At 66.4% G+C, this 23,057-nt stretch carries 24 protein-coding genes; 9 read left to right on the plus strand and 15 right to left on the minus strand.

Going from position 1 to position 23,057, the window contains the following annotated elements:
* Window positions 1-512 precede the first annotated feature (512 nt).
* Entirely contained in the window at window positions 513-1,997 is a 1,485-nt protein-coding gene (guaB, locus tag Q0693_RS00390) for an IMP dehydrogenase (RefSeq protein ID WP_298628131.1), read from the plus strand.
* Between the two features lie 126 nt (window positions 1,998-2,123).
* On the opposite strand, the gene Q0693_RS00395 is transcribed toward guaB, so the two are convergent.
* Window positions 2,124-2,354, minus strand: coding sequence for a hypothetical protein (locus Q0693_RS00395; RefSeq protein WP_243030625.1), 231 nt, complete (start codon window positions 2,352-2,354; stop codon window positions 2,124-2,126).
* 40 nt (window positions 2,355-2,394) lie between these two features.
* Between Q0693_RS00395 and Q0693_RS00400 the strand changes: the two genes are divergently transcribed.
* A complete protein-coding gene (locus Q0693_RS00400) occupies window positions 2,395-2,856 on the plus strand; it encodes a hypothetical protein (protein WP_298628135.1) in 462 nt (153 codons plus the stop codon).
* A gap of 10 nt (window positions 2,857-2,866) precedes the next feature.
* Here Q0693_RS00400 and Q0693_RS00405 read toward each other — a convergent pair whose 3' ends face one another.
* From Q0693_RS00405 to aroQ, 10 genes are all read right to left on the minus strand, one after another.
* Entirely contained in the window at window positions 2,867-4,117 is a 1,251-nt protein-coding gene (locus Q0693_RS00405) for a HAMP domain-containing sensor histidine kinase (RefSeq protein WP_298628138.1), read from the minus strand.
* Window positions 4,118-4,126: 9 nt separating this feature from the next.
* On the minus strand, window positions 4,127-4,810 hold the full coding sequence (locus Q0693_RS00410; protein WP_243030630.1) for a response regulator transcription factor: 684 nt from the start codon (window positions 4,808-4,810) through the stop codon (window positions 4,127-4,129).
* Window positions 4,807-5,169 carry a hypothetical protein gene (locus tag Q0693_RS00415; protein ID WP_298628142.1) on the minus strand — a complete coding sequence of 121 codons (363 nt, stop codon included), beginning with the start codon at window positions 5,167-5,169 and terminating at the stop codon, window positions 4,807-4,809. The genes Q0693_RS00410 and Q0693_RS00415 overlap by 4 nt, the downstream gene beginning before the upstream one ends.
* A gap of 11 nt (window positions 5,170-5,180) precedes the next feature.
* Window positions 5,181-5,828, minus strand: coding sequence for a DUF502 domain-containing protein (locus tag Q0693_RS00420; RefSeq protein ID WP_298628145.1), 648 nt, complete (start codon window positions 5,826-5,828; stop codon window positions 5,181-5,183).
* A gap of 65 nt (window positions 5,829-5,893) precedes the next feature.
* Window positions 5,894-6,502, minus strand: coding sequence for a helix-turn-helix domain-containing protein (locus Q0693_RS00425; protein WP_243028964.1), 609 nt, complete (start codon window positions 6,500-6,502; stop codon window positions 5,894-5,896).
* A gap of 75 nt (window positions 6,503-6,577) precedes the next feature.
* A complete protein-coding gene (locus tag Q0693_RS00430) occupies window positions 6,578-6,805 on the minus strand; it encodes a hypothetical protein (RefSeq protein ID WP_243030634.1) in 228 nt (75 codons plus the stop codon).
* Window positions 6,802-7,224: a nucleotidyltransferase gene (locus Q0693_RS00435; protein ID WP_243030635.1), complete on the minus strand. Its 423-nt coding sequence runs from the start codon at window positions 7,222-7,224 to the stop codon at window positions 6,802-6,804. Before Q0693_RS00435 ends, Q0693_RS00430 begins: the two co-directional genes overlap by 4 nt.
* Complete coding sequence (cutA, locus tag Q0693_RS00440) at window positions 7,221-7,532, minus strand: divalent-cation tolerance protein CutA (protein WP_298628153.1); 312 nt, start codon at window positions 7,530-7,532, stop codon at window positions 7,221-7,223. Before cutA ends, Q0693_RS00435 begins: the two co-directional genes overlap by 4 nt.
* On the minus strand, window positions 7,532-9,952 hold the full coding sequence (gyrA, locus tag Q0693_RS00445; RefSeq protein WP_243030639.1) for a DNA gyrase subunit A: 2,421 nt from the start codon (window positions 9,950-9,952) through the stop codon (window positions 7,532-7,534). The genes cutA and gyrA overlap by 1 nt, the downstream gene beginning before the upstream one ends.
* A 100-nt stretch (window positions 9,953-10,052) precedes the next feature.
* A complete protein-coding gene (aroQ, locus tag Q0693_RS00450; protein WP_298628156.1) occupies window positions 10,053-10,499 on the minus strand; it encodes a type II 3-dehydroquinate dehydratase in 447 nt (148 codons plus the stop codon).
* A gap of 30 nt (window positions 10,500-10,529) precedes the next feature.
* Between aroQ and Q0693_RS00455 the strand changes: the two genes are divergently transcribed.
* The gene (locus tag Q0693_RS00455) at window positions 10,530-11,519 is read left to right on the plus strand and encodes a M23 family metallopeptidase (RefSeq protein WP_298628159.1); all 990 of its coding nucleotides are present in this window, start codon (window positions 10,530-10,532) and stop codon (window positions 11,517-11,519) included.
* Here Q0693_RS00455 and Q0693_RS00460 read toward each other — a convergent pair.
* Window positions 11,511-12,734, minus strand: coding sequence for a methyltransferase domain-containing protein (locus Q0693_RS00460; RefSeq protein ID WP_298628162.1), 1,224 nt, complete (start codon window positions 12,732-12,734; stop codon window positions 11,511-11,513). The two genes, Q0693_RS00455 and Q0693_RS00460, sit on opposite strands and share 9 nt — an antisense overlap.
* A gap of 42 nt (window positions 12,735-12,776) precedes the next feature.
* Between Q0693_RS00460 and Q0693_RS00465 the strand changes: the two genes are divergently transcribed.
* From Q0693_RS00465 to Q0693_RS00490, 6 genes are read left to right on the plus strand one after another with little or no spacing between them, the layout of a single operon-like run.
* Window positions 12,777-13,430, plus strand: a complete 654-nt coding sequence (locus Q0693_RS00465) for a response regulator transcription factor (protein ID WP_114311887.1) — start codon at window positions 12,777-12,779, stop codon at window positions 13,428-13,430.
* Window positions 13,430-14,422 carry a M20/M25/M40 family metallo-hydrolase gene (locus Q0693_RS00470; protein ID WP_298628176.1) on the plus strand — a complete coding sequence of 331 codons (993 nt, stop codon included), beginning with the start codon at window positions 13,430-13,432 and terminating at the stop codon, window positions 14,420-14,422. The genes Q0693_RS00465 and Q0693_RS00470 overlap by 1 nt, the downstream gene beginning before the upstream one ends.
* Window positions 14,423-14,427: 5 nt before the next feature.
* Window positions 14,428-15,261 (plus strand): acyl-CoA dehydratase activase-related protein, encoded by an 834-nt coding sequence (locus Q0693_RS00475; RefSeq protein ID WP_243030647.1) that lies wholly within the window; start codon window positions 14,428-14,430, stop codon window positions 15,259-15,261.
* Between the two features lie 51 nt (window positions 15,262-15,312).
* A complete protein-coding gene (locus Q0693_RS00480; protein WP_298628180.1) occupies window positions 15,313-17,055 on the plus strand; it encodes an ABC transporter ATP-binding protein in 1,743 nt (580 codons plus the stop codon).
* On the plus strand, window positions 17,052-18,857 hold the full coding sequence (locus Q0693_RS00485; protein ID WP_298628183.1) for an ABC transporter ATP-binding protein: 1,806 nt from the start codon (window positions 17,052-17,054) through the stop codon (window positions 18,855-18,857). The genes Q0693_RS00480 and Q0693_RS00485 overlap by 4 nt, the downstream gene beginning before the upstream one ends.
* A 3-nt stretch (window positions 18,858-18,860) precedes the next feature.
* The gene (locus tag Q0693_RS00490; protein ID WP_298628186.1) at window positions 18,861-20,033 is read left to right on the plus strand and encodes a Mur ligase family protein; all 1,173 of its coding nucleotides are present in this window, start codon (window positions 18,861-18,863) and stop codon (window positions 20,031-20,033) included.
* On the opposite strand, the gene Q0693_RS00495 is transcribed toward Q0693_RS00490, so the two are convergent.
* From Q0693_RS00495 to nikB, 3 genes are read right to left on the minus strand one after another with little or no spacing between them, the layout of a single operon-like run.
* Window positions 20,001-21,053 (minus strand): protease complex subunit PrcB family protein, encoded by a 1,053-nt coding sequence (locus Q0693_RS00495; protein ID WP_298628189.1) that lies wholly within the window; start codon window positions 21,051-21,053, stop codon window positions 20,001-20,003. The genes Q0693_RS00490 and Q0693_RS00495 overlap by 33 nt on opposite strands.
* Before the next feature lie 54 nt (window positions 21,054-21,107).
* Window positions 21,108-22,127 (minus strand): ABC transporter permease, encoded by a 1,020-nt coding sequence (locus Q0693_RS00500; RefSeq protein ID WP_243030655.1) that lies wholly within the window; start codon window positions 22,125-22,127, stop codon window positions 21,108-21,110.
* Window positions 22,120-23,040 (minus strand): nickel ABC transporter permease, encoded by a 921-nt coding sequence (gene nikB, locus Q0693_RS00505; protein ID WP_243030657.1) that lies wholly within the window; start codon window positions 23,038-23,040, stop codon window positions 22,120-22,122. The genes Q0693_RS00500 and nikB overlap by 8 nt, the downstream gene beginning before the upstream one ends.
* Window positions 23,041-23,057 lie beyond the last annotated feature (17 nt).

The following is a 23,057-nucleotide window of genomic DNA, read 5'->3' on the forward strand; positions in this document are numbered from 1 at the left end:
GAGGGTGGGTTCCCCTTTGGTCCGGGACCGCATCGGCCACCCGAAGGGGGAGGTTGGGAACCAGAGGGTCAGGGCCCTGGCCAGGAACGCCGTGCGTGCTTTCCACCCCGAAGGCCAGTCCGGGTAAAGGCATCACCCAGGAGACAGGCGGTTTGGGCGGTAAGGGGGTACGCAGGCTTGGGAAAAGGCGGGGGAGGGTGCGCATGGCTAGGTTTCGGGGTCCGGGAAGCCCAGGCCCTGGGGCTTGACGGGGGCGAAGGTCTGAATAGGAAGGTGTAGGTCAACCATCTGGGTGCCCTGCCGGTGGGGGCCACCGCCCCGGCTTCCTGAGGAACGGCTCGGCGCCTGGAGACGATGTATTGAGGAAGCGGGAAGCCCTGGGCTAAGCGGCCCCCCTGGCTTCGCTTCTTTGCGCCGGGTAAATGACCTGGATGCTTTGCCAGGGCCGAGAGAGGGGATGTAGGGGCTTTGGCCCTAGACGGGAGGTAAGGAGGGCGTATAGCCTGGAGAACATGTACGAGGGGAAGATCCTCTACGAAGGCCTGACCTTTGATGACGTCCTCCTCCTGCCCGGGTACTCCGAGGTGTTGCCCCGGGAAGTTTCCGTAAGGACCAGGCTTACCCGGAAGCTCCACCTCAACATCCCCATCCTCTCCGCCGCCATGGACACGGTGACCGAGGCGGAGATGGCCATCGCCATGGCCCGGGAAGGGGGGCTTGGGGTGATCCACAAGAACCTGAGCATTGAGGCCCAAGCGGGAATGGTGCGCAAGGTAAAGCGCTCCGAGGCGGGGATGATCCAGGATCCCGTCACCCTGCCCCCCACCGCCACCCTCGAGGACGCCGAGCGCCTCATGCGGGAGTACCGGATTGGCGGGCTTCCCGTGGTGGACCTCTACGGGAAGCTCCTGGGCCTGGTGACCAACCGCGACCTGCGCTTTGAGAGGAACCTAAAACGCCCCGTCACCGAGGTCATGACCCCCTTGGAGCGCCTCATCACCGCCCCTCCGGGCACCACCCTGGAGGAGGCGGAGGAGATCCTGCGCAAGCACAAGGTGGAAAAGCTTCCCCTGGTGGACGAGGCGGGGAGGCTCAAGGGGCTTCTTACCCTAAAGGACATCGTGAAGCGCAAGCAGTACCCCAACGCCGCTAAGGATGCCTTGGGAAGGCTTCTGGTGGGGGCGGCGGTGGGGGCGAGCCGGGACCTTCCGGAAAGGGCGGCGGCCTTGGTGGAGGCGGGGGTGGACGTCCTGGTCCTGGACTCGGCCCATGGCCATTCCAAGGGGATCCTCGAGGCCCTCATCTACCTGAAGGAGACCTTCGGGGACAAGGTGGAGGTGATTGCGGGCAACGTGGCCACCCGGGAAGGGGCCCGGGCCCTGGCGGAGCGGGGAGCGGATGCGGTGAAGGTGGGCATCGGCCCCGGCTCCATCTGCACCACCCGGGTGGTGACCGGGGTGGGGGTGCCGCAGATCTCCGCCATCCTCGAGGCGGTGGCGGGAGTGGAGGACCTGGATGTGCCCATCATCGCCGATGGGGGGATCAAGTACACGGGGGATGTGGCCAAGGCCTTGGCCGCCGGGGCCCATTCGGTGATGCTGGGCAGCATGCTGGCGGGCACCGACGAGGCCCCGGGGGAGGAGGTGTTGAAGGATGGGCGCCGCTACAAGCTCTACCGGGGCATGGGTTCCTTGGGAGCCATGAAACAAGGCTCCGCTGACCGCTACTTCCAGGAGCCGGGCAGGGGAGGGGAGACCGAGGCCAAGAAGCTGGTGCCGGAAGGTATAGAGGGCATGGTGCCCTACAAAGGCCCCGTGGCCGACGTCCTCTACCAGATCGTGGGGGGCTTGAGGAGCGCCATGGGCTATGTGGGGGCCCCGGACATAGAAACCTTCCGGCAAAAAGCCCGCTTCGTGCGCATGACCATGGCGGGCCTCATAGAGAGCCACCCCCACGACGTGGTGGTCATCAAGGAGGCCCCCAACTATTCCCGCTAAGGCCATTCTGCCCTGGCAGGGGGCTCGGCAAAGCCCTCCTCCCAGGCGCGTGGGAGCCTCCGAGGGGCGGGGCACGGCGAACGGGCCCCCGCCAGGCTTAACCTGCGCGCTTGGGCCCGCTTTGGACTAGTCTCCGAAGAGTTTCGCAAAGGCCTCCCCGCCTCCCTTCTTGCGGGCCAGGCGGTAGGTGCCTTCTTTCTCCTCCAGCTTTCCTTCGGCCACCAGGGCCTTGAGGGTGTCCTCCAGCTCCTTTTTGGAGAAGGCTTCCCCCTCTTCGTCCAGGTAGCGCTGGATCTCCTTGAAGGTGGCAAAGCGCAAAGCCTCCACTGCCCGCATGACCCAAGCCTTGCGATCCATGCCACCATCCTATTCCCTTGGCCCGTGGCATCCTGAACGCGTGGACCCTTACCGGGAATACCAGGATTACGTGGTGGCCTCGAGGCTCCTTTTGGCCTTGGGCCACTCCCGGGAGGTTCTTTCCCTGGGCCAGTATGCCCGCCTAAGGCTTCGCCGGATGGAGCTGGCCCGGCAAGGCCGCTTGTCCCCGCTGGAAAGCCTGGACGAGCGCCTCCGCTACGGCTTCTGGAGCAACCCTTTGCGGCTTAGGGAGTTTCTTAGGCGCACCGCCCACGCTCCTTACTGGGCCTCCCCTCTGGCCTTTGAGGCCCTGCTGTTCCCCGAGGAACAGGCCCGCCTTGCCTACCCCGGGCAGGCGGGGGAGTACTACCTGGGCTGGCTTCGGCTACCCCACCTCCTCCTGGATCCCCTGGCCTTTGAGGAGGCGCTACGGGAACAAGAGGCCCGGGCCGAGGCCCTTCCCCTCTTCCTCAACGCCTTCCACCGGGTGCCTGGTCCCTGAGGCGGCAGGTTTAGGCCTCTTCCTCCAAAAGGGGCAGGCGTACCCGGAAGAGGGTGCGGCCGGGCTGGCTTTCCACGGTGATCTCCCCCCCGTGGGCCTTGGCGATGGCCTGGGCGATGGCCAGGCCCAGGCCCGTTCCACCCCCCGGCCCCCGGGCAAAGCGCTCAAAGAGGCGGGGAAGGAGTTCCTCGGGGATCCCGGGGCCATGGTCCTCCACCTCCAAAAGGGCGTCTTCCCCTTCCCGCCTAAGGCGCACCCGGACGCCTTCCCTTCCCGCGGCCCGGACCCCGTTGGCGATAAGGTTCCTCAGCATCTGCAAGAGCCGGTCCGGGTCCCCAAGGACCTCCAGGGCCTCCCCTTGGAAGGCCACCCCGTATTCCCGGGCGGCCTCCTCGGCTAGGGCTTGCAGGTCCACGATATGGGGGTTCAAGGCCCGTTCCGCTTCCCCCCGGGCCAGGGAGAGGAGGTCCTCCACCAGGCGGCGCATCCTCTCCGCGGTGGCCCGGGCGGTGCGGAGGGCTTCGGGGTCTTGGGGGTTTCGCCCTAGCCGGTCCAGGTGGCCCAGAAGCACGGTGAGGGGGGTTCTGAGCTCGTGGCTGGCCTCGGCCAGAAAGGCCCGTTCCTTTTCCTTGGCCTCCTTAAGGGCGAAGAGGAGGCCATTCACCGCCTCCACCATGCGGCCAAACTCGTCTTTAGGAAGGTTCAGGGGTACGGGGTCCAGGCGCTCGGGGTTACGCCGGGCGATCTCCCTGGCGGCCTCCTCCAGGGGCTTGGCGGTGAGCCGGGCGGTGAGGTAGACCAGGGCCATGCCCAAGGGGAAGAGGAGGAAGAAGGCCTCGAGGAGGGCCTGCCTCAGGGCCTTTTGCGCCAAGTCTATGGGGGCGGTGTCCTGGGTCAGGGCGAGAAGGCCCAAGGGGGTGCGCACCAAGGCGGCGGCAAAGCCCCTTTGCCAGGTGACCTTCGGGGCCTCGCCTACCCCCTTTAGGGCCTCCGGGGGGAGGCGGTGGGCCTCCTGGGTGAGGACCAGGGCCTCCCCGTCTTCCGCATACAGGTGAAGGTAGACTCCCCCGGTGGTGAGGAGGGCCCCCGTCTGGCCCTTGCGGTAGGCCTCCGCCGCCCGCTTGGCATCCTCCAGGAGGGTGGCCTCGAGGTGGCCTCTAAGGGCCCGCTCCACCCCCTGCCCCGCCAGGTACAGGGCCCCCACCAGGAAGAGGAGCCAGAGGAGGCTGAAGGAGAGGAAAAGCCGAAGCCGGAAGGACATGGGGCCGGGCTAGGCTTCCTCCTCGCCCTTTCCCGGGCGGACCGCATACCCCAGGCCCCGCACCGTGCGCAGGTAGCCGTAGGCCCCGGCTTCCCTTAGCTTGGCCCGGAGGTTGGCCACGTGCACATCCAGCACGTTGGAATCCCGGCCCAGGGGCTTACCCCAGATCTTTTCCTCGATCTCCTCCCGGGGGAAGACCCTCCCCGGGCGGCCCATGAGCAGGTGGAGAAGCTCAAACTCCTTGGGGGAAAGCCGCACCTCCCTTTCCCCAAAAAAGACCTGCCGCCTCTTGGGGTAAAGTTCTAACCGTCCCACGCTCAGGACCTCGCTTCCTTCCTTGTGCCTCAGCTGCACCTGGATGCGGGCCAGAAGCTCGGCGGGGTGGAAGGGCTTCACCAGGTAGTCGTCGGCCCCATCGGAAAGGAGGCCCACCTTGCGCTCCACGGCATCCTGGGCGGTGAGGACCAGGATGGGGGTGTCGTCGGTGGCCCGGATCCTCCGGGCCACCTCGGCCCCGTCCAGGTCGGGAAGCCCCAGGTCCAGGACCACCAGGTCGGGCTTCCTCTCCCGGTGCTTCACCAGGCCCTCCATGCCGCTTTTGGCCCACTCCACGGCAAAGCCCGCCTCCTTTAGCTCCAGCTCCACCAGGCGGGCCACCTCCGCATCGTCCTCAATGAGCAGGATGCGCTTCATGGCCACAGCCTTTCCGGAGGGGCGAGGCCATAGACCTCCTTGAGGAGCCTAAGCAGGCTCACCCGCTCCTTGTCTTGCAGGAGGACCACATCCCCGCGCTCGGCCACCCCGGGAAAGGTGCGGGGCTTCTCCCCTGGGAGCACCAAAAGGAGTTGCACCTCCTGGCCCAGCCGAGGGGGCACCGGGGCGGAGAGGGGGATCAGCCTCTTGCCCTCCACCCGCCAAGCCCCGTGCAGGATGCGCAGGTCCTGGGAGAAAAGCCTCAGCTCCGTGCCCGGGGGGAGGCCAGGCCCCAGGAGGGGAGGAAGGGCAGCCGAAACCGTCCCCAGGAAAAGGAGAAAGAGGATCAGGGGACGCATCGTCTCCCATTCTACGCCGGGGGCCCAGCCCTTTGTGGGAGAGAGCTTAAGGAGCCTGAAGGTTTTTCGGGGAGGAGGAAGCCGGCGGAAACCACGTACTTAAGGGCGTCCTCCACGCTGATCTCCAGGGGTATCACCTCTTCTGAGGGCACCAGGATCACCATGCCGCTGGCGGGCACGGGACTGGTGGGCACCAAGACGGCGGTGTACCCTTCCGGCAAGGGAGGAAGGCGGCCGTTCACGGCCTGCACCACAAAGCAAAGGGTGTATAGCCCTCGCCGGGGATACTCTATGACCGCCGCCCGGCTGAACTTCACCTCCTGGTGGCCGAAGAGGGTGTGGGTGATCTGCTGCACCGCCTTGTAAATGTCCCGCACGATGGGGAAGAGGAGAAGGGAGCGCTCTAGGGAAACGATGAGCCTTCGGCCCAGATAGTTTTCCGCCACGGTGCCCACCAGGTAGATGAGCACTCCAGCGAGAAGAAGGCCCACGAAGGGCAGGAAGGGCTGGTAGGCCCGGGGCACCTCCAGGTCCAAAAGGTGCAGGAAGCTTTGGATGTAGCCCCCGGAGTAGGTGTAGACCCAGGCCAGAAAGTACAGGGTGACCAGAAGGGGGAGGAGGGTGACCAGCCCGGTGAGGAACCTCTGGCGCAGGCGCATGCCCCTTAGTTTACGGGAAAGGGGGGAGGGGCCGGGCAGGGCCCCAGCCAGGCTTGGTGGCGGGGCTAGCGCCCGTCCCCGCGGCTTTGGGCCAGTTCCTTAAGGCCCTTTAGGTCCTTCAGGACAATCTTGCCATAGCCCGAGCGGATGTAGCCTTCCCGGGTGAGCTCCCCGATCACCTTGGTCACGGTTTCCCGCACGCTACCCACCGCGGCCGCCAGCTCGTCGTGGGTGGCGCGGAGGACCAGGCCTTCCGCTTCCTGGTGGGCCAAGGGGGTTTCCGCCAGCTCCAGAATAGCCGCGGCCATGCGGTTTTTCAGGCGCTGGGTGGCCAGGCGCTCTATGCGCCGGTAGGACTCAGAAAGGGCCTGGGCTAGGCTCAGGAGCACCTGGCGGACCTCCTCGAGGTGGGGCTCCTTGGGAAGGGGTTCGGCCACCACCTCCGTCACCGCCTCGGCGAAGTAGGTGCGTTCAAGGCCTGCCAAGGCCTCCTCCCCGAAATACCCCCCGGGGCGGACCAGGCGCAGGGTGAGGGCGTTGCCCTCCTCGTCCACCGCCTCGAGGCGCACAAGGCCCTCCAGGACCCTATACACCCGGTCCCGAGGCCCGGGAACCCCGGGGTACAGGATGACCTCGCCGGGCTTGAAGCTTACGGTTTCGCGGGCCTGGGTCATGGTTACCTCCTTGCCTCCAGGGTACCACCCGCGGAGGGTTTTGTAAACCCATAGGTTACAAAAATCCTTCCCGCCCTACCCCTTGTCCAGGGGCCTTTTGTGGGCTATGGGCAGAAGCCGGTCCGTGGAAATCCTGGGCTCCCTTCCCTCCTTCCTGGCCCTTTCCCTTTCCAGCTCGGCCCAGAAGAGGGCCATTTCCCAAAGGGCCTCAAGCCGCTCCTCCAGGGACAGACCTTGCCACTCCCCCCGGTCGTCCGGGGGGGTGTGCAGGGGAAACCTGCGGGCGAGGGGCCGGATTTTCATAGCTCCTCGAGGTCGCGTAGGTCTATGGGGCGGCCAAAGGCCCTCTTTAAGGCCTTAAAGTCCTCGGGATGGACCACGTACACCGCCACATCCCTAATCTGATGCACCGTGGCCCTGGCAAAGGCCTCGTCAAAGGAGGGGCTTTCCAGGATCACCAGGTCAATGCGGTTGGGGGCGTACCCCAGTTGGACCACCCCGGGAGTGGCCAGATCGGAGGGGGTTAGGCCCAGATCATCCCCGCCAAAGAAGGTCCGGATGGCGGCAAGGACCTTGTCCGCCTCCTGGGCGTCCACCCATAGGTCCAGGCCCTTGGTGAACCTGGGACGGCCGAAAAAGGCCAGGGCATACCCCCCGATGACCAAAAACCTGGCCCCGCTGGCGTGCAGGGTCCGGAGAAAATCCAGCATCTCCGGGGTCACCGCACGTTCTCCCGAAGCCACTCCAGGTAGGGCCCGTGCCCCTCGGCGATGGGCAGGGCCACCACCTCGGGCACGCTGTAGGGGTGGAGGGAAAGGACCCGCTCCTTAAGCCGGGGGAAGGCGAAGGTGGTGGTCTTCACCAGGAGTAGGACCTCCTTATCCTCCACCACCTCCCCCTGCCAGCGGTAGACCGAGGTGAGGCCGGGCACCAGGTTCACGCAGGCGGCCAGGCCCTCCTCCACCAGGGTGCGGGCCAGGGTGCGGCCCACCTCCTCGTTGGGGGCGGTGATCAGGACCACTTCCTCCATCACGGCTCCTCCTCCACGGCAAAGGCGCTGGCTACCTCGTCGTCCTCGGGAAGGTTCATGATCTTGACCCCGGCGGTGGCCCGGGAGTACTGGCGGATCTCGGCCACCGGGGTGCGGATGGCCAGGCCCTTCTTGGAAAGGACCAAGAGATCCTCCGTGCCCCGCACCTTGAGGAGGGCGGCCAGGCGCCCCACCTTAAGGGAGGTGGCGTAGGTGATGACCCCCATTCCCCCACGCCCCTGCAAGGGGTACTCGGCCAGGGGGGTGCGCTTGCCGTAGCCCCGGGTGCTCACCGCCAGGAGGTCCACCATCTCCCCGGGCTTCACCGTCACCAGGGAGACCACCCGGTCCCCGGGCTTTTTGAAGCGGATCCCCGTCACCCCCTGGCTGTCCCGGCCCGTGGCCCGGACCTCCTCCAGGGGGAAGCGGATGGCCTGCCCCTCCTCCGTGGCCAGGATGGCCTCGTCCTCGGGGTCGGAAAGGGCCACCCCAATAAGCCGGTCCCCCTCCAGGAGCCGGATGGCGATGAGCCCTGCCGCGCCCAGGTTCTGGTACTCCTTTAGGGCGGTGCGCTTCACCAGGCCCCTCTCCGTGGCGAAGACCAGGTGGCCCTCCCCGTCCAAGCCTCTTGCGGAAAGCAAGGCGGCCACCTCCTCCTCCTCGGCCAGGGGGAGGAGGGTCTTCACGTGCACCCCCCGGGCCTGGCGGCCCATCTCCGGAAGGTCGTAGACCTTCAGGCGGTAGACCCGGCCCCGGTTGGTGAAGAGGAGGAGGTCCTCATGGGCCTGGGCCACGAAGACCTGGATGGCCTCGTCCTCCTCCTTGGTTTTGCCAGCGATAAGCCCTTTCCCGCCCCGTCCCTGGGCCCGGTAGCTCTCCAGGGGAAGGCGCTTTAAGAAGCCCTGGGCGGTGAGGGTGATGACCATGGGCTCGTCCTCTATGAGGTCCTCGGGGTTGAAGCTTTCCTCAAACTCGGTGATCACCGTGCGCCGGGCATCCCCGTACTTCTCCTTGACCCTTAGGAGGTCCTTCTTGACCTCGGCCCAAAGCCGCCCCTCCTCCTCGAGGATGGCCCTAAGCCGGGCGATCTCCTCCATGAGCTCCCGGTACTCCTCCAAGAGCTTTTCCCGCTCCAGGGCCACCAGGCGTTGCAGGCGCATGTCCAGGATGGCCTGGGCCTGGACCTCGCTGAGGCCAAAGCGCTCCATAAGCCCTTTTCGGGCCTCGCCTGCGTCCTGGGAAGCCCGGATCAAGGCGATGACCTCGTCAATGTGGTCCAGGGCGATGAGGAGGCCCTCCAACACGTGGGCCCTTTCCTCGGCCTTCTTGAGCTCAAATAGGCTTTTGCGCCGGATCACCTCCTTGCGGTGGTCCAGGTAGTGGCGCATGAGATCCAGGAGGGAGAGGACCTTGGGCTCCCCGTCCACGATGGCCAGGAGGTTCACCGTGAAGGAGGCTTGCAAGGCGGTGTGCTTGTAGAGCTGGTTCAGCACCACCTGGGGGCTTGCTCCCCGCTTGAGCTCTATGGCGATGCGCAGGCCCTGGCGGTCGGACTCGTCCCGGAGGGCCACGATGTCCTCCAGCTTCTTGGCCTTCACCAAGGCGGCGATCTGGGCGATGAGGCTGGCTTTGTTGACCTGGTAGGGAATCTCGGTGACCACCAGCATGGGCTTCTGGCCCTTCTCCTCAATGCGCACCTTGGCCCGTATTTTGAGGCTCCCCCGGCCCGTGGCGTAAGCCTCCTGGATGCCCTTGCGGGAGAGCTTGCCTCCGGTGGGGAAGTCGGGGCCGGGGAGGTGGCGCATGACCTCCTCGAGGGTGATCCCCGGGTTCTCGATCATGGCCACCAGGGCGTCCACCACCTCGCTGAGGTTGTGGGGGGGGAGGCTGGTGGCCATGCCCACGGCGATGCCGCTGGCCCCGTTCACCAGGAGGTTGGGGATGGCGGCGGGGAGGACCTCGGGCTCCTTGAGGGAGCCGTCGTAGTTGGGGCGGAAATCCACGGTTTCCTTGTCAATGTCCAAAAGCATCTCCGCCCCTAAGGGGGAAAGCCGGGCTTCCGTGTAGCGCTGGGCCGCAGGCGGGTCCCCGTCTATGGAGCCGAAGTTTCCTTGGCCGTCCACCAGGGGGTAGCGCAGGTTCCAGGGCTGGGCCAGGCGGGCCAGGGCATCGTAGATGGCGGCGTCCCCGTGGGGATGGTACTTACCCATGACCTCGCCCACGATCTTGGCGCTTTTCACGTGCTTGCGGCCCGGAAGCACCCCCTCCTGGTAGGCGCCGAAAAGGATTCGTCTCTGGACCGGCTTAAGCCCGTCCCGCACGTCGGGCAGGGCCCGGTCCACGATGACGGACATGGCGTAGTTGATGAAGCTCTGCTTGAGTTCTTCTGTGATTTCTACAGGAATGACCGTCTCGGGCATAGTCTTCCTCTCGGGCCAAAGCCTTTTTTCATTATATCAGATGGGCCGGTCCATAGGGCCGGCCCTCCGGAGAAGGGCTTCTAGGCCTGGCCCACCTCGGTCAGCCTGGCGGGGCTACCTCCAGGACCTCCGCCAAGTACACCAGGGCCAGTTTGTAGGAGAGGGGCCCGAACCCCGAGATGATGCCCCGGCAGGCAGGGGCGGTCACGGAGTGCTGGCGGTAGGGCTCGCGGGCATGGAGGTTGGAAAGGTGGACCTCCACCACGGGGAGGGGCTGGGCCCGGATGGCGTCCAGGAGGGCGTAGGAGTAGTGGGTGAGGGCCCCAGGGTTCAGGACGATGGCCAAAAACCCTTCCCGGTGGGCCTGCTGCACCCACTCTATCAGCTGTCCCTCGTAGTTGCTTTGGCGGAAGGCCACCCCCAGGCCCAGCTCCGCCCCCCAGGCCTCGCAGAGGGTTTCCAGTTCCTCCAGGGTGGTGCGCCCGTAGACCTCGGGCTCCCGCTGGCCCAGAAGGTTCAGGTTGGGTCCGTTTAGGATCAGCACCATAGGGGCTCCTTTTGCCCTAGGATACCCCTTGTGCGCCGCCTTTGGCCTATTGGAGTAGCGCTCTTGGTGTCCCTTGGAGGCTTAGCCCAAAGCCCCCGGGGTCTGGTCCATACCGTGGCTCCCGGGGAAACCCTCTTTCAGATCGCCCGGCGTTATGGCACCACGGTGGAGGAGCTGGCCCGGCTCAACGGGCTAAGGGACCCCAACCGCATCCAGGTGGGCCAGGCGCTCCTGGTGCGGTCCAGGGGGGAGGTGGCCTTGCCCAAGGGAAGGCTGGTCTACTTCCCCCCGGTCCAGGGGCGGGCCTTTGGCCTTCGGGTGGAGGGGTACGCCCAGGGGTGGGTGGGGTTTTTGGGGGAGCGGTACCCCTTGGTGCCCGGGGAGACGGGCCTATGGACCCTTTTGCCGGTGGGGGCTTTGGTGGAGGCCAAGGCGCATCCTTTGCGCCTGGGCCTCGAGGGGGAGGAAATCCCCCTTGCCCTTCAGGTGGCTCCGGGAGGCTACGGCCAGGAAACCCTGGTTCTGAGCCCTTCCCTGGAGGGCCTGCTCCGGGACCCCAGCCTGAGGGCGGAGCGGGAAAAGGTGGTGGGGGTCTGCCCCAAAGAGGGAGTCCTGACCTTTTCCCGGTTCCTAAGGCCCCTGGAGGGGCGGATCACCAGTCCCTTCGGTACCAGAAGGCGCTACGGCAACCTTTTCACCTCCTACCACGAGGGCCTGGACTTCGCTGCCCCCCCAGGGACCCCCGTGCGGGCGGTGGCCGAGGGGGTGGTGGTCCTTTCCGAGAGGCTGAAGGTGCGGGGGGAGGCGGTGATCCTTAGCCACGGCATGGGCCTTTGCACCGGGTACTGGCACCTTGCGCAAAGGCGGGTGAGGGTGGGGGAGAGGGTCAAAGGGGGCCAGGTGCTGGGGCTTTTGGGGAATACGGGGCTTTCCACAGGGCCCCACCTGCACCTGGAGGTGCGCCTTTGGGGGATTCCCGTGGACCCCCTGCCCTTTTTCCAGGGCCTCCCCCTACCCTAGCTGCAGGAGGGAAAGGACCTCCACGTGGTGGGTGAAGGGGAAGAAGTCGTAGGGGCGGGCAAAGGCTAGGGCGTATCCTCCCTTCTGAAGCGCCCCCACGTCCCGGGCCCAGGTGGCGGGGTCGCAGGCCACGTAGAGGATCTCCTTGGGCCGGCTTTCCAGCAGGTAGGCCCGCACCTCAGGGGAAAGCCCCGCCCTGGGAGGGTCCAGCACCACCAGGTCAAAACGGCCCAGCCGGCGGGCTTCCTTGGCATCCCCGCGGTGGAAGCGCACGTTTTCCAGGCCAAGCCGCCTCCTGTCCGCCTCTCCCCGGCGCACCGCCTCCTTGCTGATCTCCACCGCCACCACCTCCCCGTAGCGGGGGGCCAGGAGGAAGGAGATGAGGCCGCTTCCCGCATAGAGCTCCAGGGCTCGTTCCCCTCCCGAAACCAGGCCCTGGGCCTCCTCTAAAAGCTCCCCCATGGCCAAGGGGTTCACCTGGCTGAAGCTTTCCACGCTCACCGTGGCCGTGAGGGGGCCAAACTTTTCCAGGAGGGTTCTTTCCCCATGTAGGGGCTGGACCCTCCCCCGGAAACGCCCTTTGGGGGAGGGTTCGGCCCAGACCACCCCGGCAAAGCCTTCCGCCACCAGGGCCTTGGCGGGGCGCCTTAGGCTTTCCGGGCTTCCCCCGATGAGGCCAAGGAGCACCCGGCCCTCCAGCAGGCTTCCCCTTAGGGCCACCTCCTCCACGGGCAAGGGCCAGGTCTTCAGGAGGGAGAAGGCCCAGGCCAGGGGTTCGGAAAGCAGGGGATCCTCCTCCAGCCGGAAGAGCTCCTGGCCCTCCGGCAAGCGGTAGGCCAGGCCCCCTAGGGGATGGCGGGCGTACTGGGCGGCGGTGCGGTAGCCCAGGGGCCTGGGGGAGGGGCGGATGGGGGCCAGGGGAAAGGAGAGCTTGGCGATGCGCATGAGGGCGTCCTGCACCAGGCCTTCCTTCAGGGGGAGCTGGCTTTCGTAGGCCAGGGGGAGGTCGGCGGAAGGGGGGAGGGGGTGGGGGTAGCGGTCGGGGCGGGGGGTGAGCACCTCCACCTCTTCCAGGAATAGGGTTCCCTTGCGGCGCACGGGCCTTCCTCGCACCACCTCCCCCGGTAAACCTCCCTTGATGAGGATGGCTCCCTCCTCGGTGCGGGCCAGGCCGTAGCCTCCCGGTACCAGCTTCTCCACGGTGAGAACCTTCACCTTTCCACCCTACACCAAGCCCCTTGGCGCTAAGATGAAGGGGTGATTCGGGTACTGTTAGCGGACGACCATGCCCTCTTTCGCCAAGGGCTTAAAAGCCTTCTGGAGGCGGAAGGGGATTTCCGGGTAGTGGGGGAGGCCAAGGACGGCTGGGAAGCCTTACGGCATGCCCTCGAGGCCAAGCCGGACGTGATCCTCATGGACATCCAGATGCCCAACCTGGACGGGGTGCAGGCCACCCAGGCCATCCTCAAGGAGTGGCCTGAGGCCAAGGTGATCATCCTCACCATGTACCGCCAGGACGCCTACGTGTTTGAGGCGGTGAAGGCGGGGGCCAGGGGCTACCTCCTAAAGGACACCGACGCCAGCGAGCTCATTGAGGCCATCCGCCGGGTGCACGCCGGGGAGGTGCTCTTGGATGCCGAGCTGGCTGGGCGCATCATCCAGGACTTCCGGGCCAAGAAGGAGTCCAGCCTTCCCCTGCACGCGGAGCTTTCCGAGCGGGAGATCCAGATCCTCAAGCTGGTGGCCCAGGGGTACACCAACCTGGAGATCGCCGCCGAGCTACAGCTTTCCGAGAAGACGGTGCGGAACCGGCTTTCCGAGATCTTCCAGAAGCTTCACCTGAACAACCGCACCCAGGCGGCCCTGTACGCCATACGCGAAGGCCTGGCCGGGCCTGAGCCCCAGGAGTAGTGGACCCGGTGCCGCTTCTTATGGAGCTTGCTCCCTTGGTGGGGGAGGGGGTGAGGGGCGATTTTGTGGCCGCCCATCTTCCCCGGGCCCGGCGGGACGGCCTGGGGAATGTGTGGACCGGGGAAGGCCGGGTGCTTCTCCTCGCCCACCTGGACACGGTTTTGCCCCCAGAGCCCCCCAGGCGGGTAGGGGAGAGGCTCTACGGCCCCGGGGTAGGGGATAACTCCAGCGGGGTGGCCGTCCTCCTTTCCCTTCCCGAGATCCCGGGGGTGGTCCGGGGCTTCACCGTGGGGGAGGAGGGTTTAGGGAACCTTAGGGGGGCCCGGGCCCTGGTGGAGACCCTGGCGCCCGAGATGGTGGTGGCGGTGGATGGGTATCTGCCGGGGGTGGTGGACCGGGGCCTAGGCTCGGTGCGCTTCCGGGCTACCTTCCGGGGCCGGGGTGGCCACGCCTGGGGGGACAGGGGGATGCCCAATCCCGTGTTTGCCCTGGCGGAGGGGCTTTCCCGGCTGCACGCCCTTTTCAAGGAGGTGGGGAGCGAGGCCAGCCTTAACGCCAGCCGCCTCCAGGGGGGCCTGGCGGTGAACGCCATCCCCCAGGAGGCCTCCGTGCTCCTAGAGATCCGGGCCCTGGAAGGGGAGCATCTCCACCGGCTTTATGGGGAGGCCCAGCGGGTTCTCTGGGAGGTGGCGGGCCGCCATCGGGTGGAGTTAGGCTTGGAGGTTTTGGGGGAAAGGCCAGCGGGAAGCACGGCCACCCCAGAGCTCCTGCGGGCGGCGGAAGCCGCCTTGGCCCGCATTGGGGAAAAGCCCCAGTTCCAGCCGGGTTCCACCGACGCCAGCGCCGCCATCGAGCGGGGCATCCCCGCCTTGGCCCTGGGGGTGTACCGGGGGGGCGGGGCCCATACCCCGGAGGAATGGGTGCTCCCCCAAAGCCTCCGGGAGGGGCGGGAGGTGCTCCTCGCCTTTCTCAGGGCCCTTGGCGTAGGATAGGGCGTATGCGTGTGGGCATCCTGAAGGGCTTCCTCTCCCGGCGGTACCTGGGCTTTTGGGAGGCGTATCTAGAGGCCTTGGGGGTGGAGGTGGTACGGGCGGAAGCTCCCCCTGCCCGCCACCAGCCCTACTGCCTTCCCGTGCAGGAGCTTTTGGCCCAGGTGGAGGCCCTGAAGGCCCAAGGGGTGGACTACCTGCTCCTCCCCGACCTGCAAGGGGGGGTGGAGTCGGAGAAGGGCGGGGGGCAGTGCCCCTGGCTTTTGGACCTGGAGGCCACCCTCCTCCGCTACTTCCCGGGGCTTCCCCCGGTGCTCAAGGTCCCCGCAGAGCTCTCCCAACGGGTCTTGGGCCGGGCGGGGGAGGTGGGCCACCTCCTCACCCAGAACCCCATGCTGGTGGGCCGGGCCCTGGACCGGGTGCGGGGGTTTTTGAAGCCCCCTCCTCCCCTCAAGACCCCTCTGGGGAGCGTGGGGGTGGTGGCCCAGCCCTACCTTTTGGAAGACGAGGGCTTCCGCAAGGCAGTGGAGGAGGCCTTGGCTCGGGAGGGGCTCATCCCCTACTTCCCCGATCTCCCCCCGGAGAAGCTGAGGGAGGAGGGGGAGAGGCTTCTTCCCGTGGACCTTCCCACGGACCGGGAACTTTTGGGCATGGTCCACTACCTTCACCGCCTGGGCCGGGTGAAGGCCCTTTTGCTGGTGGTTTCCTATGCCTGCCCTCCCATCCCTGGGCTTTTGCGCAAGGCCGCCCGCAGGCTTCTCAAGCCCCACCGCCTCCTCACCTTGGGGGAGGATTGGACAGAGGCCTTGCGCTCCTTGCGGAGGGAGATCCAGGAGGGCTAGGGTGTGGTCTACATCTCCTTCGCCCACCGGATCTAGGGTAAACTCAGGCGTATGACCAGTTGGTCAGTCGCTCCCTTGCGCCGCCTGGGGGCCTACCTGGCCCCCTATCGCGGGCGGTATGCCCTGGGGGTCTTGTTGGGCCTCCTCTCCATTTTCTTTTTCGTGCTAAGCCCTTACTTCCTGCGCCTGGCGGTGGACGCCGTGGGGGAGGGGGGACCCTATGGGCGGTATGCCCTCCTACTGGTCCTCTCGGCGGGGGTTAGCGCCCTGCTTGCCTACTTCATGCGCCGGCTGGCGGTGGTGGCGAGCCGGTTGGTGGAGTACGACTTGAGGAAGGACCTATTCCATCACCTTCTCCGCCTGGACCGGGACTTCTACCAGAGGACCCGGGTGGGGGACCTGATGAACCGCCTGAACACCGACCTGTCCGCGGTGCGGGAGATGGTGGGCCCGGGCATCATGATGGGGAGCCGCCTTTCCTTTCTGGTCCTCCTGGCCTTCGTCTCCATGTACTGGGTGAACCTCAGGCTGGCCCTTTACCTCACCCTGATCCTTCCCGCCATCGCTTTGGTCATGGCCTTCCTCCTCCGTTTGGTGGACCGCCGCTACCGGGAGGCCCAGGAGGCCTTTGACCGGATCAGCACCCTGGCCCAGGAGGCCTTCAGCGGCATCCGGGTGGTGAAGGGGTACGCCTTGGAAGGGCGCATGCTTAGCCGATTCCAGGAGCTAAACCGCGTCTATATGGGCAAAAGCCTGGCCCTGGCCAAGGTGGAGGGGCCCATGCACGCCCTCTTGGGCTTCTTGATGGGGTTTGCTTTCCTCACCGTGCTCTGGGTGGGCGGGGGGATGGTGGTCCGGGGCGAGCTCACCGTGGGCCAACTGGTGCAGTTCAACGCCTATCTGGCCCAGCTCACCTGGCCTATTCTGGGCCTGGGCTGGGTGATGGCCATGTACCAGCGGGGTTTTACCAGCCTGAGGAGGCTTTTGGAGCTTTTGGACCAGGAGCCCGCTGTCCGCGACCAGGACCCCCTACCCCTTGCCGTGGCCGATCTTTCCGGGGAGGTGCGCCTCGAGGGTGTGGGGCTTTTCCGGGAGGGGCGCTGGCTTCTTAAGGACCTTACCCTCACCGTACCCGAGGGCATGACCCTGGGGATCACCGGGCGCACGGGGTCGGGGAAAAGCCTCTTGGCGGCCCTCATACCCCGGCTCCTGGATCCCACGGAGGGGCGGGTGTACGTGGGGGGGTATGACGTGCGGAGGATTCCCCTGGCCACCCTGCGCCAGGCGGTGGGGGTGGTGCCCCAGGAGCCCTTCCTCTTCAGCGAAACCCTTTTGGAGAACATCGCCTTCGGCCGGGAAACCCCGGATCGGGAGCGGGTGGAGTGGGCGGCCAGGCTCGCCGGCATCCACGAGGAGATCCTCTCCTTCCCCAAGGGCTACGAGACGGTTCTGGGGGAGCGGGGGGTGACGCTTTCGGGAGGCCAGAGGCAGCGGGTGGCCCTGGCCAGGGCCTTGGCCAAAAGGCCCAAAATCCTGGTATTGGACGATGCCTTAAGCGCCGTGGACACGGAGACCGAGGCCCGGATCCTTCAGGGCCTGAAGGGCGTCTTGGGCCGCCAGACCACCTTCCTCATCTCCCACCGCACCGCCACCTTGCGCCATGCGGACTGGATCATCGTAATGGACGAGGGGAGGATCGTGGAGGAGGGGACCCATGAGAGCCTCCTCGAGGCCGGGGGCCTCTACGCCGAGCTGGACCGCATCCAGCGCATGGAAGGGGAGGTGGAAGGGTGACCCACGAAGACGCCTACACCAAGGCCTTTGATCGGGTTCTCTTCGCCCGCATCCTCCGCTACGTCCACCCCTATAGGGGGCAGGTGGCCCTGGCCCTGCTCTTCCTCCTCCTCACCACCCTCACCGCGGCCCTCACGCCCCTTTTCTTCAAGTGGGCCATAGATGGGGCCCTGGTGCCCAAGGAGGCCAAACCCCTGGAGGAACGCCTGGCCCTGCTCCTTTGGGTGAGCCTGGGCTTTCTCCTGGTGCGGGGGGTGAACTTCGCCGCCACCTACGGGCAGACCTACCTGATCCAGTGGGTGGGGCAGAGGGTGCTCTTGGATTTGCGAAGCGCCCTTTTCGCCAAGCTCATGCGGCTCCACCCGGGCTTTTACGACAAAAATCCCGTGGGCCGCCTCATGACCCGCATCACCTCCGATGTGGACGCCATCAACCAGTTCATCACCGGGGGGCTCGTGGGGGTCATCGCCGACTTCTTCACCATCCTGGGCCTCTTGGCCTTCATGATGGTCCTAAGCCCCAAGCTCACCCTGGTGGTCCTCCTGGTGGTGCCCGTGCTCCTTTGGGTCACCGCCTGGGTGCGGAACGGCATGCGCACCGCCTACCGGGAGATGCGCCTGCGCCTGGCCCGCCTCAATGCGGCCTTGCAGGAAAACCTTTCCGGGGTGGAGACGGTCCAACTTTTCGTGAAGGAGAGGGAGCGGGAGGGCAAGTTTGACCGCCTAGGCCGGGACCTCCTCGAGGCCTGGGTGGAGATCGTGCGTTGGTTTGCCCTCTTCTTTCCCGTGGTGGGCTTTTTGGGGGATCTGGCGGTGGCGGGCCTCCTCTTCTATGGGGGGGGACAGGTGGTCCAGGGCATGGCTTCCTTGGGGCTTCTGGTGGCCTTTGTGGACTACACCCGCCAGCTTTTCCAGCCCCTACAGGACCTTTCCGACAAGTTCAACCTCTTCCAGGGGGCCATGGCCAGCGCCGAGCGCATCTTCGGGGTTTTGGATACGGAGGAGGAGTTAAAGGATCCCCCAAACCCCAAGCCCATGGGGCGTTTCCGGGGCGAGGTGGCCTTCCGGGACGTCTGGCTGGCCTACGTCCCTAAGGGCGTAGAGCCCTCGGAAAGGGACTGGGTCCTAAAAGGGGTTTCCTTCCGCATCGCTCCGGGGGAGAAGGTGGCCCTGGTGGGGGCCACGGGGGCGGGTAAGACCAGCGTGGTGAGCCTCATCGCCCGCTTCTACGATCCCCAAAGGGGCCAGGTGCTCATAGACGGGGAGGATGTGCGCCACTACCGTCAGGAAGACCTAAGGCGGCATGTGGGCATCGTCCTTCAGGACCCCTTTCTTTTCTCGGGCACCATTCTGGATAACCTGCGCCTTTTTGATGAGGCCATCCCCGAGGAAAAGGTGGTGCAGGTGGCCCGCTTTTTGGGGGTGCACGAGGCCATTTTGCGCCTGCCCCAGGGGTACCACACCCGGGTGGGGGAGAGGGGAGCGGGGCTATCCACGGGGGAGAAGCAGCTTCTGGCCCTGGTGCGGGCCCTTCTGGCCAGCCCCGACATCCTCCTTATCCTGGATGAGGCCACGGCCAACGTGGACTCGGAGACGGAAAGGCGCCTCCAGGAGGCCCTCTATAGGGCCATGGAGGGAAGGACCTCCCTCATCATCGCCCACCGCCTTTCCACCATCCGCCGGGTGGACCGCATCCTGGTCTTCAAAAAAGGGCGGCTGGTGGAGGAGGGTACCCATGAGGAGCTCCTCCAGAGGGGAGGGTATTATGCCACCCTCTACCGGCTCCAGTACGCGGAGGGCTAGGCCATGGTCTACCGGGAGGCCACGGAGTGGCTTTTCGCCCAGCGCCGCCAAGGGGAGCGGGGCCTGGGCCGGGTAAAGGCCCTCCTGGAGCGCCTGGGGCATCCGGAGGAGGCCTTTTCGGCGGTGCACGTGTTGGGCACCAACGGCAAGGGAAGCGTGGTGGCCTATCTGGAGGCCGCCTTCCGCGCCATGGGGCTGGCCTATGGGGCCTATACCAGCCCCCACCTCCAGGACTTCCGGGAGCGGATCCGCACCCACCTGGGCCGGATCCCCGAGGAGGAGGTGGTGGAGTTCGTGGCCTGGGCCATGGGGGAGGCCTGGCCCGAGCCCCCGGGGTTCTTTGACCTGGCCACCGCCATGGCCTTCCACCACTTCCAAAGGAAAGGGGTGGCCTTGGCCGCGGTGGAGGCGGGGGTGGGGGGGGAGAAGGACGCCACCAACATCCTCCCCCGGGTGGCCCTCACCGTGCTCACCAACGTGGGAGAGGACCACCTGGAGGCCTTGGGGGGGAGCCTCGAGGCCGTGGCCCGGGAAAAGGCAGGGGCCTTCCGCCAAGGGGTTCCGGTGGTCACGGGGGCCAGGGGGATAGGGCTGCGGGTGGCCGAGGAGGTGGCCCGCACCCGGGGAAGCCCCCTGTACGTCCTTAACCCCTCGGACCCCCTCTTCGCCCTTCCCGCCCCGCCCGCCTTGAAGGGGGCTTTCCAGGAGGAAAACGCCCGTTTGGCGGCAGCAGCCCTAAGGCTTTTGGCCTTCCCCGAGGAGGCCATCGCCCAAGCCCTTCGGGAGGCCCGGCATCCAGGCCGTTTGGAGCGCTTCTTGGTGGAGGGGGTGGAGGTCTTTTTGGACGGGGCCCATAACCCTCCGGCGGCCTTGGCCCTAAGCCGGGAGTTTCCCGCCTACCACTTGGTCTTCGGTGCCTTTCCCCGGAAGGACGTGCAGGGGGTCTTGGCCCACCTCCTTCCCCGGGCCAAAAGCGTCCGCTACACCCGGGCCGGGGAGGGGGCCTTGGGGCGGGAGCTGGGGGAGCCCTTCTTTGAGGACCCGGGGGAGGCTTTGGCCCAGGCCCTGGGAAGGGCTAGGGCGGATGGTCTCCCCGTCTTGGCCACGGGCTCCCTTTACCTGGTGGGGGCCTTGCGGGCCCGGCTACTCCCGGGCTTCGGCCAAAACCTTCCCTGAGGGGTCCGTGAACACCACCCGGCTCACCCTTTCCAGTCCCAAGAGCACGTAGGGGCTGGTGAGGGCCTGGGTGACGATGGCCCCGGGCCTGGGGCTTTGTAGGCTTAGGACCACCCGGGCGGTGCCGGCGGCATAGGTGACCCCCACCACCTCGAGGCCATACCCCCCCGTGGGCTTAAGCCCCCAGAAGAAGGCGGCCACGCTTTGGCTGCGGAAGTCCACGCTGGGGGCGGGCGGGCGGGGGATGCGGTTGCCCACCACCAGGTTCCAGACCTCGGCGAAGCGGGTGGGGTTGTTGGCCAGGAAGGCCCGGGGCTCGGTTTCCCCGTAGGCGGCGTTGACGCCGCGGTCCAGGATGCGGTAGGCGGGTGGGGGCGGGGTCACCACCTCCACTTTAAGCCCGTACTGCACCTGCAGGGCCCCGATCCGGTAACCGTCGGGGAGGGGATCCAAGGCCAGGGGCCTTAAGACGGGCTCGGCAAGCTCAAAGACCACCACCTGCCTTCCCCCCCGGCGGGCCAGGACCTCCCGCAGGAGGACTTGGGTTTCCCCTCCGGTGAAGGCGTAGAGGTCCGGGGTCTTGTAGCCCGTGGGTTGGACCAGGGTGCGCTTCTCCCCTTCCCTCAGGCTTCCCGTAAGCTGCACCCAGCCCACCCCGTCATAGAGCCAACTGGAGCGCAAGGTGGCCTGGGTCCGGACCTCGAGGAGGCTTCCCTGAACCCCCCGCACCGCCTCGGCCAGGGGCCTAAGGGCGGGGCCCACCTCCCTTAGCACCGGGTTTCCCTCTACCCATAGCGTTCCCGGAACTGCCCAAAGGCTTTCCCCGGTGGCCTTTTCCAGGCGCAGGACCCGGGTGCCCAGCTTTACTTCCCGGGGCTCCCCGTAGAAGTAGGTCCAGCGCTCCGTGGCCTCGGGGAAGAGGAGCTGGGCCTCGGCCACCCGGTAACCCGTGCCTTCCAAAAGCTCGCAGGCGCTCAGGAGGGGGAGGAGCAACAGGGGAAAGAAGAGGCCTTTTCTCATGGTTCCATGATACCCCTTTGGGGCTTGCCCCCTCCTTAAGCCCACCTTTAACCTTCACCGGCTCCTGGGGTCCAGGGCGTCCCTGAGGGCGTCCCCCATAAGGTTAAAGGCCAGGACCAGGCCCACGATGGCCAGGCCTGGGAAGGTGGCTACGTGAGGGGCGACCGCCAGGTACTCCCTTCCCCGGGCTAGCATCAGCCCCCATTCGGGCTCCGGTGGCCTGGCCCCTAGGCCCAAGAATCCTAATCCGGCGGCGAAGAGGATGGCAATGGCCATCTGTAGACTGGATTGAATGAGAATCGGACCGAGGGCATTGGGGAGGATGTGGCGGAGAAGAACCCGTGTATGGCTGGCGCCAAGGGCCCTGGCGGCTTCCACGTAGTCCAGAGCCTTTAAGGAGAGGACCAGCCCGCGCACCAGCCGGGCATAGATGGGAACTGCAGCGATGCCCACGGCGATCATGGCGTTTTCTAACCCTGGCCCCAAGATGGCCACGAGGACGATGGCCAAGAGGATCCCGGGAAAGGCCAGCATCACGTCCACCAGGCGCTGGATCAAGAGGTCCACCCGCCCTCCGAAATAGGCCGACAGAGCCCCCAAGGGGACTCCCAAAATGAGACCGATGCCCACCGCCACGAGGCCAATGGTCAGGGAGATGGGGATGCCGTAAAGGATGCGGGAGAGGAGGTCCCGCCCTTGCTCATCTGTGCCGAGGAGATAGAGGCGCACGGGACCATCCACTCCGAAGAGGTGCCGGTTGCCGGAGATTCCCAGCCACCGCCACTCCTCTCCGCGCACCCAAAGCCGAACCGGGTACTTTTCCTCCCAGTCCACCCGTACCCCTTCCAGGGGGTGCCGGAAGACGGGGCTAACATAGAGGCCCAACTCCCCTCCTGGCCCCCGTAGGCTCAGCCCGGCCAGGGGAGGCACATAGGTGGAGCGGAGGTCCTGGGTATAGGGAGAGTAGGGGGCTAGGAGGGGAACGAAGAGGGCTCCCAAAAGGTAGAGGCCCAGAAGGAACATGCCGGCTTGAGCCAAGCGGTTGCGGCGAAAGCGGCGCCAAGGTCTAGTCATAGCGCACCCTCGGATCGATCCAGGCGTAGAGGAGGTCCACCAGGAGGTTTACCAGGATGAAGGTGGTGGCCACCAGAAGGACCGCGCCTTGCACCACCGGATAATCCCGGGCCAGGATGGAGCCCACCAGCAGCTGACCCAAGCCCGGCCAGGCGAAGATGGTCTCTGTGATCACGGCTCCGGCCAGCAGGCTTCCAAACTCCAGCCCCGCCACGGTGACCACAGGGATCAAGGCGTTTCGCAGGGCGTGTTTAAAGACAACCACCCGCTCAGCCAGCCCCTTGGCCCGGGCGGTGCGGATATAGTCTTGGGAGAGCACTTCCAGAAGGGCGCCCCGGGTCATGCGGGCTAGTAAGGCGGTGGCGTTTACCCCTAGGGTGATGGCCGGAAGGACCAAGTGGGCCAGGGTGCCCTTGCCCGCCACGGGAAACCAGCCAAGCTGTACGGAGAAGATGAGGATGGCAAGGAGGCCAAACCAGAAGACGGGCATGGAGACCCCGATGAGGGCCAAGACCATGACCCCAAGGTCCAGCCCGCTTCCGGGCCGTAGGGCGGCCAGTATTCCCAAAGGGATTCCCGTGAGAAGGGCTACAAGGATGGCGGCGCTGGCCAGTTCCACCGTGTTGGGGAAATAGGTCTTGATCTCCTCCAGGACGGGTCTTCGGCTTCTAGCGGACTCCCCCAGGTCCCCCTGGAGGAGGGCTCCTAGGTAGATGAGGAACTGTTCGGGAAGGGGCCTGTCCAGGCCATAGCGGGCGCGGATGGCCTCGAGGGTCTCAGGGGTAGCAAACTCCCCCGCCAGGAGTACTGCCGGGTCCCCTGGGGCCAGGCGCACCATGAGGAAGACCAGGAGCACGACCCCGAACAGGGTGGGTACAGCGATGAGAAGGCGCCTTAAGGCGTAGGCTAGCATCTTGCCTCAATAAGGCC

The organism is uncultured Thermus sp., from assembly GCF_938010445.1.
Taxonomy (GTDB): Bacteria; Deinococcota; Deinococci; order Deinococcales; family Thermaceae; genus Thermus; species Thermus altitudinis.